This window comes from Syntrophomonas zehnderi OL-4, from assembly GCF_000983115.1.
Taxonomy (GTDB): Bacteria; Bacillota; Syntrophomonadia; order Syntrophomonadales; family Syntrophomonadaceae; genus Syntrophomonas_B; species Syntrophomonas_B zehnderi.
Genome location: NZ_CGIH01000029.1, coordinates 61186 through 75330, shown reverse-complemented (window position 1 = coordinate 75330; position 14145 = coordinate 61186). Strand labels below are relative to the sequence as shown.

The window sequence follows — 14145 nt, the reverse complement described above, 5'->3', positions numbered from 1 at the left end:
GCATATAGTAACGGTTTGTATAAAAAGACGGGAAAATTCCCGCCTCTTTAATCTATTCTTCTAACACTTGTTGGGCCTTTATGTATGCAAGGCGCACAACCACCGCAAAAACAGCTTGGCTGTGTTATGGGTTGAAAAAAAGCCTTGCTTGCCCGCGGAAGCTGAAGCATCCGCTACAATGGGTATAATAACATCTAAAAAATCAGTGTGATTCAAAGTCTGCAGTGTCTAAAAAAACTGTTGCCGCGTTTTCCGCATCTATTAAAATTTCGGGTAGGCTATAGTCCCGCAGATTTCCTAATTGCACTGGCTTTATCGGTTTTCTCCCAGGTAAATTCGGGTTCATTTCTTCCGAAATGGCCATAGGCGGCTGTTTTCTTATATATAGGTCTTCTTAAATCCAGATCCTTTATTATGGCAGCCGGTCTTAAATCAAAATGCTGCTTAATTAATTCCACAATCTTGTCTTCAGGTATTTTGCTGGTGCCGAAGGTGTCCACTGATATTGAGACCGGCTGGGCTACACCAATTGCATAAGCCAGCTGTATCTCCAGGCGGTCTGCTACTCCGGCGGCCACCATGTTTTTAGCGACATAGCGGGCAGCATATGTAGCTGAACGATCTACTTTGGTGGCATCCTTGCCGGAAAAGGCTCCGCCGCCATGGCGTGCCATACCGCCGTAGGTATCAACAATAATCTTGCGGCCGGTCAGACCGCAGTCTCCCTGCGGACCGCCGATTACAAAACGACCGGTCGGATTAATATAGTATTTGGTTTCACTATCTAGCATATCTGCCGGTACCACATCTTTAATCACATGCTCGATGATATCCTGCTCAATAGTTTGTACGGAAACTTCAGGATGATGCTGAGTCGATACAACCACCGTATCAATTCTGACTGGACGACCATCTTCATATTCAACCGTAACCTGGGTCTTGCCATCAGGTCGCAGGTAAGGAATAATCCCGGCTTTGCGAACATCGGTCATTCGTTTGGCCATTTTGCTGGCCAGCAAAATAGGCATAGGCATCAATTCTTCAGTTTCATTACTTGCATAACCGAACATCATGCCCTGATCTCCAGCTCCAATTTCAAAATCAGCATCATTCATAGTGCCTTTTTTCGCTTCCAGGGCCTTATTAACGCCCATGGCTATATCTCCCGATTGTTCATCAAGGGAAGTCATGACGGCACAGGTTTCACTGTCAAAACCATATTTGGCCCGGGTATATCCTATTTCGGAGATGGTACTGCGCACCACCCGCGGTATATCCACATAGCATTCAGTCGTTATTTCACCTGAAACCAGTACCAAACCAGTGGTTACAATCGTTTCAGCGGCCACTCGCGCAAAAGGATCCTGTTCCAAAATAGCGTCTAAAATAGCATCAGATATTTGATCTGCCATTTTATCCGGATGTCCTTCGGTTACTGACTCAGAGGTAAATAGTCTTTTCCCGGTCATTAATAGTCCCACTCCTTCCAGATATAAGAGTTATATCTTTAATAAATGTACTAACCTGTCCAGGATGGCAGAAGCAACTTCATCTTTAGTCATCTTGGGCAGGGATTCTACGTCCCCTTCCCGGTCGATTAAGGTAACGATATTGGTATCGGCAGCAAAACCGGCACCTTCCATCGTTACATCATTAGCAACGATAAAATCCAGGTTTTTGGAGATCAGTTTTTGACGAGCGTTTTCCAGGATATTCTCGGTTTCGGCCGCGAATCCTACCATAATCTGGCTTTCTCGTTTATTTTTGCCCATCTCTTTTAGTATATCAGGTGTTCCAATTAATTCAAGCTGCAGCACCTGCGAAGTATTGTCGGCTTTTTTTAATTTTTGCGCAGCCACATGGGCAATCCTAAAATCTCCGACCGCAGCTGCCCCGATAATAACATCACATGCAGGCTGATGTTTAAGCATTACCTGACACATTTCCTCAGCACTCCAAACCTCAATATATTTAAGATTGTCAGGAACGCTAAGGTTGGATTTGCCGCTAACCAGGATCACATCTGCACCACGCCTGGCAGCTTCCCTGGCAATAGCATAACCCATTTTGCCCGTACCGCGGTTGGCAATATATCGTACCGGGTCAATATCTTCACAGGTGGTACCGGCATTGACCATCAGCCTGATACCTTGCAGATCCCGTTGGGGATTAAGTATTTTGATAATTTCTTCATATATTTTCTGTGTCTCGGGTAATCTGCCCTTACCCTCTACTCCACAGGCCAGCACCCCGCTATCCGGTTCCATAATATAACAGCCGTGATACTGCAGGGTCTTTATGTTTTCCTGTACGATTGAATTATTATACATATTGGAGTTCATGGCTGGAACTACTAAAACCGGTGCTGTGTTGGCAAGTGCAACCGTTGACAAGAGATCATCCGCCATACCGTGCGCCATTTTGGCGATAAAATTGGCCGTTGCCGGAGCTATAACCAACAGATCCAGCTCCTCGGCAATGCCGATATGCTGAACCTTGTATTCCAATGATTCCGACCATAGATCAACTACCGTCTCACGCCCTGTCAATGTCTTGAAAGTCAAGGGGGTAATAAATTTGGTAGCATTCTCAGTCATCATAACAATTACATCAATATCATCTTTTTTCAACTGGCTGACCAGATCAGCCATCTTGTATGCCGCAATGCCCCCAGTAATGCCAATACCAACAGTTTTAGCCATAATACCACTCCTTGGATCGACTTATTTATCTTGAATAATAATACGGGAAGAAAGAACTTCCTCCAGGGCTTCAGTTACCATACTAGATAATCTGTAATTCTCATCACTCTTTTTCTCTTCCGATAAGTCTCTGGCTCTTTTGGCAACAGCAACCACAACTGCATATTTGCTGGCATTTATATTCATTATCTCTTTGGTGGAAGGCGTAATCAAAAAATCACCTCTTAGCAATTATTCTTTACCCGGCAACGTTCCGCAATAATAATGGAGTGAACTTTATTAACCGCGTCTTCCAGGTTATCGTTGACCACCACATAATCATAATACTTTAGAGACTCCATTTCAGCATGACTGGCGGCTAATCGAGCCGCAATACTCTCCTGGGAATCCTTGCCACGGCTGCTTAAACGAAAAGCCAGTTCATCAATACTGGGAGGTTCGATAAAAATAAAAACACCTTGCGGCATCTTTGTCTTTACCTGCATAGCACCCTGGATGTCTATTTCCAGTAATACGTCATAACCCTGACTGAGTTTATCCTGTACATATCGCTTTGGTGTACCATACATATTGGTATAAACCTGCGCATACTCAAGGAATTCCCCTCTATTTATCATAGCAGAAAATTCCTGACTGTCTAAAAAAAAGTAATCCCGTCCTGCAACTTCTCCTTCCCGGGGTGGACGTGTGGTTGCTGATATAGATAACCGAACATCCGTTAAGCGGGACAGGAGTAGATCCTTAATAGTTCCTTTGCCTACTCCCGAAGGACCTGAGATTACAAATAAAATACCCTTGCGGCTCATGGTTTTTCACTCTTTCCCCCACTTATACTTCCTCATTGCTGCCATCTTTGGAGGTCAATCGATTAGCCACGGTTTCAGGTTGCACCGCAGATAAAATAACATGACCGCTGTCAACTACAATAACCGCTCTGGTTCTGCGCCCGTATGTTGCGTCAATTAAAATACCCTTTTCCCTGGCTTCCTGTATAATGCGTTTGATAGGGGCCGATTCAGGGCTGACAATAGCAACGATACGATTAGCCGCCACAATATTACCAAAACCTATATTTACTAGCCTAATATCCATATTTCCGGAAAACCGGATTCACCTCCTGCTCTATTCAATATTCTGCAGTTGTTCCCGAATTTTTTCCAATTCGGCTTTGACATCTATGACTATCTGGCTCATTTCAATATCATTAGCCTTGGAAGCAACGGTATTAATCTCCCGAAACATTTCCTGAACCAGGAAATCGCATTTTCTGCCGACCGCATCATCACCGTGGTTTAAAATATCATTAAACTGTTTTATATGGCTCTTAAGCCGTATAATTTCTTCGGTGATACTGGCCCGGTCGGCAAATATAGCCGCTTCCTGAAGAATTCTGGCTTCATCCACCGCCGGCAAGCTGATAATTTCAGTAATGCGGCTGCGCAATTTTTCCTGATACTCCTCTGCGACAACCGGCGATCTTTGCTCCAGCTGTTCCACACGTTCCAAAATAAAATCGTTTCTGGTCAACATATCTCGCATCAGGTTTTGACCTTCCTTTACGCGCATGTCAACCAGTTTGTCCAAGGCCTCCTGCAGACATTTTTCCAAAACTTTCCAGGTAAGATCAAGATCCTCTTCAACTTCTTGCAGACTGTATACATCCGGTAATCGAAAAAGATCAATCAACCTGATATCTGCAGAAATATCCAAGTATTCTGCTAAATCCTTCAAGGATTTATGATAAGCCATCGCCAAACCTTTGTCAACCTCGATATTTCTCTCGTATTCTTCCGTTTTCTCAATACTGATGCTTATTTCAATTCTTCCTCGGTTGATATTTTGTTTCAGCTTTTCTTTAACTCTATCTTCCAAGCTGAGATAACGTCGGGATATCCGGATATGGGGATCAAAATAGCGATGATTTACCCCCTTTAGCTCACATATCATATTATACCCATTCTCATTTATCTGGCTACGGCCAAAACCGGTCATGCTTTTTATCATTTATATTTCAACCTTTCCTAGTACTTTTTCTATCCTTGTAAAGGCTTCCTTGATTCTTTCCTTGTCAACCGTCAGGGCAATTCGGAAATAACCTTCGCCATATTCGCCATATCCGTTACCGGGTGTTATAATAACCCCGGCCTTTTCGAGTATCAATTCGGCAAATGTGGCTGAAGTATATCCCCGGGGGACAGGCGCCCATAGATAAAAAGTTGCCTGAGGGGCATTAATATTCCAGCCCATCCGGTTCAACCCGTCTACGGCAATATCTCTGCGTTCCTGATAGATTTGACACATTTCAGCAATGCTGTCCTGCGGGCCTTCCAGGGCCTCAATGCCTGCATATTGAATGGCCTGGAAAACACCGGAATCCACGTTGGATTTAAACCTGCCCAGGACTTCTATGGCTTGAGGATTTCCGGCCGCCCAGCCAATTCTCCAGCCAGTCATATTGTAGGTTTTGGATAAGGAATGAAACTCAATCCCTACTTCTTTGGCACCCTCAGTTTGAAGGAAACTAGGTATTTTGACCCCCTCAAAGGCCATTTCCGAATAAGGTGCGTCATGGCAAACCAGTATATCATATTCTTTTGCAAACTGAACCACTTTGTTGAAAAATGCCATATCAGCAACAGCCCCGGTAGGATTGTTAGGATAGTTTATAAAGAGTAGCTTGGCCTGTTTGGCAATATCAGACGGAATATCTTCCAGTACCGGCAGAAATGCGTGTTCTGCCTTTAACGGCATGGTATATGGTTGCCCCCCGGCCAATAACGTTCCAATCCTGTATACCGGGTAACCCGGATCAGGCACCAGGCAGACATCATCTTTATCCAGATAAGCAAAGCTGATATGAGCAATCCCTTCTTTGGAACCCAGCAAAGAGACTACCTCGGTTTGGGGATTGAGAGTAACTCCAAAGCGTTTAAGATACCAGTCAGCCACCGCTTTGCGGTATGACGAAAGGCCAGCTGAACTGGGATACTGATGATTTTCACTGTCATAAATACTTTTGGCCATCTGGTCAATGATATGTTTAGGGGTAGGCAAATCAGGATCTCCTATACCTAAATTAATAATATCAATCCCAGCTTCTTTGGCCTGAACGATTTTCTGTTCAATCCTGGCAAACAGGTAAGGGGGCAGGTTTTGCATGGCAGTACTCTCTCTCATCAGGAAACAACCTCCTTTACCAAGCAGTATGCTTGTCCTAATCTTTTTAACGACTGGGTTGGATTACCTGTCACGTTATCTGCTGTAAATCAATGCTGCCCTGAAAGACTTGTTCAGCCGGTCCGGTCATATACACATGCTGGTCGTCTTGGCTCCATTCAATAAGCAGATCCCCACCCGGCAAATGCACGCGCGCATCTCTATCGGCAAATCCGTTTAGTACGGCAGCCACCAGAGCCGCACAGGCACCTGTTCCACAGGCCAGGGTAAGACCCGCCCCTCTCTCAAAGACCCGCATGATCATTTCATTACGACCTAGAATCTGCACAAACTCAACGTTGGTTTTTGCAGGAAAGAAAGGATGAACTTCCAGTTCAGCTCCCCAGAGGGCAACCGGGATCTTATTGATATCATCCACAAAAATGATACAGTGGGGATTACCCATGGAAACCGCTGTTGCTTCGATGGTACCCATACTGGCCTCAAGAAGTATTTTCACGTTGCTGCCTCTACCTTGGACAGGAATCAGGGATCTTTTAAGGATCGGTTTACCCATATCCACCTTGATGTTTTTTACCTGCCCTGCACTCGTTTCCACTACTGGATAGCGAGAACCAGCCAGAGTTCTAAGGGACAGATTGGGTTCTTTAACCAGGCCATTTTCATATGCGTAGCGTGCCACACAGCGGATGGCATTGCCGCACATCTCCGCTTCACTTCCATCCGGGTTAAAGATGCGCATGAAAATATCCATCTGCGGGTCTTTGCCAATAGCCACCAATCCATCTGCGCCCACACCGAAGTTGCGGTCACAGATCATCCTGGCATATGGCTGCAAATCTCCGGCTTCTTCCCAAGAGCCTGTTTGTACTATAATAAAATCATTACCCAGGCCATGCATTTTAACAAACTCCATTAATCTCCTCCAAATCCGCAAATATGCGTTAGCGTCTATTCCCGGCCTATTTCCGAATTAATCCCAGGACGCTCTTTATTTATGTTTGGCGACCAGACTCTTAATTATAATTATCATCTGCGTTCACTCTAAAAAATCTGCTGTGTTTAAAATATCTGGGTAATCCTTTTTATCTGAGTTTTCTAGGTTTTTCTTGTATTAACTATTTTTTTTTACTTTCATATTTTAGCATACCCCCTATTGAAAACGAAAAATCTTTGCCAAGTATACAGTATAAATCTTAAGATGATTCTAAACCCTGAGGCAAGAAGAATGATTGCCCACTGCCAACCTTCCAGGGGAACCGTTGCAAACACGTTTTGCAGTGTCGGCAGATAAATAACGAACAACTGCATTATAATTGAAATCAATACCGCCCCGATAAGGAATTTGTTTTTAAAAAAACCTAGTTCAAAGGGAGAGTATTGTTCTGAACGACATTCAAAAACATAAAACAGTTGGGCAAACACCAAGGTGGTAAAGGCCATAGTTCTGCCTAAATCCAAGCCATCCATGCCATGCTGGTGTGACCAATAATATCCGATTAGAAAAGTCGCCAATGATATCATGGCAATATAAGTGCCCCGACTCAAAATAATCCATCCCAGACCCCGGGCAAAAATACTCTCATTTTTAGGACGGGGCGGGCGATTCATAATACCCGGCTCAGGTGGTTCAATTCCCAGCGCCATGGCAGGCAGCCCGTCAGTAACCAGATTCACCCAGAGAATCTGGATAGGCAGCATGGGAAGGGGTGTGCCCATCAGCGTTGCTAAAAACATTACCAGTACCTCGCCGATGTTGCCTCCCAGCAAATAGCGGATGAATTTTCTAATATTATCATATATCGCCCTTCCTTCATAAATCGCCCGTACTATCGTGGAAAAATCATCATCGGTTAAAATCATTCCGGCGGACTCTTTCGTTACCTGGGTTCCGCTGATTCCCATGGCAATGCCTATATCGGCAGTTTTTATCGCCGGGGCATCATTAACCCCGTCACCGGTCATAGCCACTACCTGTTGATGAGCCTTCAAAACATTTACGATACGATTCTTATGTTGAGGCGAAACCCTGGCAACTACTCGATCTTGCAGTACACGCTTATACAGTTCACTATCAGTCAAATGATCAATTTCCCCACCACTAATAACCCTGTTTTCTTTACTTATACCTATTTCTCTGGCGATGGCACTGGCGGTCAGAGGATGATCGCCCGTAATCATTACCGGCACAATGCCGGCTCTTTGACATTTTTTTACCGAACGTAGTGCGCCAGGTCGAGGCGGATCTATCATCCCGCATATCCCGGCCAGAATTAAATCAGTTTCCAGCTCCAGATCGTTTTTTTTCTTCCAGTTGTCCTGGATTAAAGGCTTATAGGCAAATCCTAATACACGCAGCGCATCAGATGCCCAAGCTTCTTGCATATTTATAAATGCTTGCTTTTCCGTATTTTCCAAGGTCTTAACTGTATCATTTTTTACAACCCGGCTGCAGTATGGGATAATATAGTCCAGCGCTCCTTTAACCAACAGATAATATTGTCCTTGTTCCTGGACGACTACACTCATACGCTTTCTTTCTGAATCAAACGGTATCTCTCTTAATATTTCAAGTTTGTTTTTCAGACCTGCTTTGGCAGCCATCACCAGCAGAGCACCCTCAGTCGGGTCACCCTGTACCCCATATCCGTTTTTTTCTTGTCTTAAAGCTGATTGATTGCAGTTTAGAGCAATATTTAAAATCATCTTGAGATTTTTGTCGTTAAGCGCCTGAATACTGCGTCCTGCCCAGGTAAATTTTCCCCGCGGTTCATAACCATCGCCCTCAATTTCAACCGTTTTGTCCATAACAGCAAGCTTCCTCACGGTCATTTGGTTGCGGGTTAATGTACCCGTCTTGTCAGAACAAATTACGGTTGTGCATCCCAGAGTTTCAACCGCCGGCAGTTTTCTTACAATGGCATTATGTTTGGCCATTCTTTGTACCCCCAAAGCCAAAACCACGGTGACAATAGCCGGCAAACCTTCCGGAATAGCTGCGACTGCAAGGCTGATACCAGCCATAAACATAGTTAATATGCTTTCCCCGCGCCAGATACCTAATAGCGCCACCAAGGCACATACCAGCAAGCAGATGGCAATTAAGATCTTGCCCAATTGATCCAATCTAACCTGCAAAGGGGTCATGTTTTTTTCAGTTTCTTTCATCATGCCTGCTATCTGGCCCATAACAGTATTCATACCTGTTTCCACGACTAAGGCCCGCCCCCTGCCCCGGGTGACGGAAGTCCCCAAAAAAGCCATATTGCTTTTTTCAGCCAGGAGTGTATCGGCAAGACAGATATCTTCAGCATTTTTTTCTACCGGAACCGATTCGCCCGTCAGGGCTGATTCGTCTATTTCCAAACCACTGCTAGATATCAAACGCAGATCAGCCGGAACTTTATCACCGGCTTCCAGAAATACCAGGTCACCAGGAACCAGCTCCTGGGAAGGTATTTTTATTGTCTTACCGTCCCTTAAAACCACTGCATGCGGAGATACTAATTTTTTAATTTCATCCAGGGATTTTTCCGCCCTATATTCCTGAATGAAACCTAAAACTGCGTTTAAAATGACTATAGCCATGATCGTCAGAGCATCACCCATCGCCCCAACCAGCCCGGATATAACTGTAGCCCCTAATAATACCAGAACCATCGTATCAGTAAACTGATTCAGCAAAAGTACCAGGGGCTGGATCTGTTTTCCAGAATCCAAGGAATTATTAAACCTGGTCTGACGTTCCTGAACTTCCTTGCTGGGCAATCCTCCCTCAATATTACTTCCTACAGCAGTAACGCTTTCAGCAATACTAAGTTGCCACCATAGTTTTTCCGTCATTTTTTTGCCTCCACTATTCATGCTTGAGAAATGCTTATTCATTCGTCAATAATAAAAGAACAGCGGACAGGCAGAAGCTCAACTGATTATTTCTAAGCCTGATTGCGAGAAAAACTAATTTTTTGATACTGACGGACACTGATTTTAATAATTGTTTACCTATGCTTATAATAAAGACACCCCTAACAAGCTAGGGGTGTCTTAGAAAATACTTAATATTATAGTATTATGACCGTAATCACCAATTTGGATGTATATAGGTACTAAGTTGGTCGAAATTATCAACCGTAAAATACTTTTCTTCAACTGTAGTCAGAAAAGTAATTCCTTCATACTCGTAAGCCATGTTCTTTTCAATGCCATCATAAACACCGCAGGACTTAAGAACGTATTCACCGGCCCGGCTGCCGAATAAGACCACATAGTCAGGTCTTAGCACCTTTATTTCTTCCATAAGGAAAGGCAAGCAGTTCATCACTTCATCTCCGGTAGGCTTAACTGGTATTCCCTCACAGGGGGTATTGCTTAACAAGCAATTATATTCTTTATCCAGGAGTTTGTTGTGCATATAGCAGTTGGCATTCTGTCTGGTAACACACGCTTTCGGTTGGCATCTTACCATAAAAGTATGGTAGACCCTCTCGGTATTAAAGCATTTTTTGATGATATCCCTTAATTGAATAACTTTATCCAGATCTAGGGTAAACTGATTTTCACATTCAAATACCAACATTATTTGGGGTTCAAGATCACCCTTGCCTAGTGACGGTTTGCGGATACATCTGGTTAAACTAGGACACCGATTGCACTGGGCAACCCTTTCTTCCATTTGAATAATCCGCTTGATATTTTGTTCCCTGGTACCCTTTTCCATCGTTTGCCTCCCGTAATAGCCCTAGAAGAACATTAGATTTTTTCCAAATATCCTCTGGTACGTTGATTGATACCCCAGGTTGAGTCGGCAAGTTTGCTGGAAATATAAGCACGAACATTATCATCTAATTCTGGGTCTTCGTTATCGATGATTAAAAAATAGGTTCTTAAAACATCTACCATGTTCAGAAACAAGCGCTCAACCGGCATTTTTTTTAAAAGATTGTCCTTCTTCCCATAGTAGAATACCATTAGTTTTAAAACCCAAGCTATTTCAGCATTGCTCCATAATCTTTTCTCCAGTATTTCATTTAGCAATTGATCTGTCCCTACTAAATCGGCTCTTTTTTCGAGTTCCTGCCATTCTTTTTTACCTAATACTGTGGAAGCAATGCCAAACAATTCTTGTTCCATGGTGATCCCCCTTGTAATAAATACTGTATTCTATTATATTTACTGATTTCTATGATTACTTGCAAGGGGACTTTTAGATAACCAGGGTTTTTTTATTTGTGTATATCCTCATGCAGCAATTGAAACTAGCGTATAATCCTTCTGGCGCCGGTATACGAATTGCTGTAATAGGCCTCACTTAATGATGAATATATGACACCCCCGCTGCGTGGAGAGCTGGAATGGATGAATTTGCCGCTCCCGGAATATATGCCGACATGATCTATCCCTTTGCCTCCACAGGAAAAGAAAACCAAATCCCCGGCCATTAAATCACTTTTACTGACCGCAATCCCGCTTCCATACTGGCCTGCAGCAGTCCGCGGCAGACTGATTCCCGCTTGTCCAAAAATATAGGTTGTAAATCCGGAACAATCAAAACCTCCGGGGGCAGCTCCGCCATATCGGTAGGGAGTACCAATATATTGAGCCGCGGATTCGATAATTCTGACTCCGGATAAGTTATCGCCGGAGCGGGACACACTCACCGGAGCTGGCGCTGACGGTGGCGTTGCAGCTTTTTGAACCGCAGGAGCAGTTCCGTTAATGATGAGTTTGTCGCCTATTTGCAAATCATTTGAATCCAGTCCGTTTAAGGCCTTTATCTTTTCCACACTGGTTCCAAACCTGCTCGCTATGTTCCACAGATTATCTCCTTTGACAACTGTATAAACACTTGTAGCTCCTGAACCGGCTGACACTGGAGCAGATTGCGCCTGAACATTAACCTCATTATTAATTTTCAGGGTTTGACCAATACTCAGCTGATCTGAACTCAAACCATTAATTTTTTTAATTTGCTCGACACTAACTCCATACGTCTGGGATATCTTCCACAAAGAATCTCCGGCTTTGACTACATAAACTGATTGGGCAGCCCCAACCGTTGAAACCATAAACATCCACAACAACAAAACCGCACCTGCGGTTAATCCTCTCTTGTGCATTCTACCCCTACCTTTCGAAAATCTCTGGCAATATATACCTGAGTTCAACAGGGGTAGGCTTTTTTCCTGCAAAAAATTATATTTTTTTAACTATTTCCGTAGATTGTATTCCGATAGGCTTTTATTTTCGACATCAGTTTACTGTCAATGCCTGCTGCTCCCAATTGGGAGCGGCTTTCGGTGATGTTATTCCCATGAAAATCCGACCCTCCGGTTACCAGCAATCCGTATTGTTCAGCCAGTTGGAGGAAACCCGCTAATTGTTCCGGGGTATGTTCCGGGTAGTATACTTCCAAACCTTCAATACCCAGACTAATAATAGAAGGAATCAGATTCTGGTCACGGATCAAGCCCGGATGAGCCAAAACCGCTATTCCTCCCATCTGTTTTATCAATTCAATCGCTTCCGAAGGCACAAATTTGTAACGCTTTACATAGGCAGGTTTTTCCTTGCCCAGGTAATAATCAAAGGCTTCTTTAACACTGGATACATATCCAGCAGCTATCATGGCTCTGGCGATATGCGGACGGGCAATCAAATCACTTCCGGCCAGTCGGTGCACCTCCTCATAACTGATCTTCACTCCCAAATCGCTTAACTTGGCTATCATTTTTTGAGCCCTTTCCTTGCGTTGACTGCGTATTTCCGTTAAACGCCGCTTTACTTTTAAATGGTCGGCATCAACATAATAGCCTAATATATGAACTTCGTTTTCATTAAGTTCAGTGTTCATTTCTATACCGGGAATAAATTCTAAGGAGAATTGGTTGTCCTTTATATATTCTGCGGCCGTCTTTAAACCTTCCATGGTATCGTGGTCAGTTAGCGCAATTCCCGCTAATCCTCTGGCAATCGCCTCATCTACCACCTCAGTTGGACTACAGGTTCCATCTGAAGCCGTGGAATGCACATGCAAATCATAAATCATAATAACCTCCTTGGTGACAGTCTCCTGTTTATATACCTGCACTTAATTTGAATTAAAGTTAAGTGAAACTGCGAAAAGGCGTGATAGATTCCTTCCCTTTCGACCTATTAAGGGCCGGGCAAAACTTTTTCCAGCACAGCTAACGCATTTTGATACAGGATCATGTTTATTTCTTGATTATTAAATCCTCGTCTTAGCAGATATTCAGGCAGATTACGGTACCCTGCCACATCTTTTATAACCATATCATCGGCTCCATCGAAGTCTGAGCCTAAAGCCACATATTGGATTCCAATAAGGTCGGCAATATATACGATATGGTCAATCATGGTGTCAATACCAGGCTGGGTTTCGCTGACGAAATCAGCCACCTGGGTTACGCCGATCACGCCGCCATGATCCCGTAGAGCCTTTAATTGATCATCAGTAAGGTTCCTCCAATGCCCACACAGGGCGAAGGCATTGGCATGACTTACCAATACCGGATGCCGGTAATAGTTTAAGGCATCAAAGAAAGATCTTTCCGATAAATGAGCAAGATCCAAGAGCATCCCCATATCTTCCATTTCAGCCACTACCCTGCGCCCCAGCCTGCTTAATCCCCCACCGGCATCCCTCTCTGCAGCCCCGTCCGCCAGTTGATTGCGTTCATTCCAGGTAAGCCCCAGACTTCTTAGGCCAAACCGGTATAATAACCTGAGTGTCTCCAAATCATTACCCAGGCATTCCCCGCCTTCCAAATGCAGAACAGCGGCGAGTTTACCCTGATTATCAGGTTCATTCAAATCCGTGTACTTATTTAGTGTATAGATCCAGCTTTGGTTTGCCTCAATCTCCGCGTGGAATTTTTCAACTTGTTTTAATATCTCCCGCAGAACCGTGTTGGGTTCAGCCGGTCGGGCAAACATCGCAAATAGCTGTAGGTATATACCCGAATCCTTGGCGCGCTTAAGATCATACTGGGCCTGGTTGTGCCATAAAGTTTGATCATTTTCCTGCAGCCAGGAAATCGTATCACAATGCAGATCAACTATTTTCAAAACAAAACCTCCTTAACTAATAAAGCAAATAACAAGGCCTCCTTATTAGCGACCGTTAGGGAGCATCCGTAGTCCTCGCCTCATTTCGGTTAAACTTCCCCGTTCATATAAAAAACCTGCTGATATAGCAGGTTTTATATATATTATACTTATAATTATGCAACGCGTATCTATCTAGGTT

At 43.9% G+C, this 14145-nt stretch carries 14 protein-coding genes; all 14 read right to left on the bottom strand.

What is annotated here, in order from left to right; genetic code table 11:
- Positions 1-278 precede the first annotated feature (278 nt).
- The 14 genes from metK to AAV90_RS08895 all read right to left on the bottom strand — a co-directional run bounded on the left by metK (position 279) and on the right by AAV90_RS08895 (position 13964).
- The gene (gene metK, locus AAV90_RS08960; protein WP_046497991.1) at positions 279-1469 is read right to left on the bottom strand and encodes a methionine adenosyltransferase; all 1191 of its coding nucleotides are present in this window, start codon (positions 1467-1469) and stop codon (positions 279-281) included.
- Between the two features lie 30 nt (positions 1470-1499).
- On the bottom strand, positions 1500-2702 hold the full coding sequence (gene coaBC / locus AAV90_RS08955) for a bifunctional phosphopantothenoylcysteine decarboxylase/phosphopantothenate--cysteine ligase CoaBC (RefSeq protein WP_046497989.1): 1203 nt from the start codon (positions 2700-2702) through the stop codon (positions 1500-1502).
- A 21-nt stretch (positions 2703-2723) separates the two neighbouring features.
- Positions 2724-2915, bottom strand: a complete 192-nt coding sequence (locus AAV90_RS08950) for a DNA-directed RNA polymerase subunit omega (protein WP_046497986.1) — start codon at positions 2913-2915, stop codon at positions 2724-2726.
- 11 nt (positions 2916-2926) lie between these two features.
- On the bottom strand, positions 2927-3508 hold the full coding sequence (gene gmk / locus AAV90_RS08945) for a guanylate kinase (protein ID WP_046497983.1): 582 nt from the start codon (positions 3506-3508) through the stop codon (positions 2927-2929).
- Between the two features lie 22 nt (positions 3509-3530).
- Positions 3531-3794: an extracellular matrix/biofilm regulator RemA gene (gene remA, locus AAV90_RS08940; protein ID WP_046497979.1), complete on the bottom strand. Its 264-nt coding sequence runs from the start codon at positions 3792-3794 to the stop codon at positions 3531-3533.
- A gap of 30 nt (positions 3795-3824) precedes the next feature.
- A complete protein-coding gene (locus AAV90_RS08935) occupies positions 3825-4706 on the bottom strand; it encodes a YicC/YloC family endoribonuclease (protein ID WP_046497977.1) in 882 nt (293 codons plus the stop codon).
- Positions 4707-5879, bottom strand: coding sequence for an LL-diaminopimelate aminotransferase (locus AAV90_RS08930; protein ID WP_046497974.1), 1173 nt, complete (start codon positions 5877-5879; stop codon positions 4707-4709).
- Between the two features lie 70 nt (positions 5880-5949).
- Positions 5950-6795: a diaminopimelate epimerase gene (gene dapF, locus AAV90_RS08925; RefSeq protein ID WP_046497971.1), complete on the bottom strand. Its 846-nt coding sequence runs from the start codon at positions 6793-6795 to the stop codon at positions 5950-5952.
- A 218-nt stretch (positions 6796-7013) separates the two neighbouring features.
- A complete protein-coding gene (locus tag AAV90_RS08920) occupies positions 7014-9722 on the bottom strand; it encodes a calcium-translocating P-type ATPase, SERCA-type (RefSeq protein ID WP_046497968.1) in 2709 nt (902 codons plus the stop codon).
- A gap of 238 nt (positions 9723-9960) precedes the next feature.
- Positions 9961-10596, bottom strand: coding sequence for a uracil-DNA glycosylase family protein (locus AAV90_RS08915; RefSeq protein ID WP_046497965.1), 636 nt, complete (start codon positions 10594-10596; stop codon positions 9961-9963).
- A gap of 32 nt (positions 10597-10628) precedes the next feature.
- Positions 10629-11009, bottom strand: a complete 381-nt coding sequence (locus AAV90_RS08910; protein ID WP_046497962.1) for a hypothetical protein — start codon at positions 11007-11009, stop codon at positions 10629-10631.
- A 125-nt stretch (positions 11010-11134) separates the two neighbouring features.
- Positions 11135-11995 (bottom strand): C40 family peptidase, encoded by an 861-nt coding sequence (locus AAV90_RS08905; protein ID WP_052729694.1) that lies wholly within the window; start codon positions 11993-11995, stop codon positions 11135-11137.
- Between the two features lie 86 nt (positions 11996-12081).
- Positions 12082-12924 carry a PHP domain-containing protein gene (locus AAV90_RS08900; RefSeq protein ID WP_046497959.1) on the bottom strand — a complete coding sequence of 281 codons (843 nt, stop codon included), beginning with the start codon at positions 12922-12924 and terminating at the stop codon, positions 12082-12084.
- Positions 12925-13031: 107 nt separating this feature from the next.
- Positions 13032-13964 (bottom strand): dipeptidase, encoded by a 933-nt coding sequence (locus AAV90_RS08895; RefSeq protein WP_046497956.1) that lies wholly within the window; start codon positions 13962-13964, stop codon positions 13032-13034.
- Positions 13965-14145: the final 181 nt, after the last annotated feature.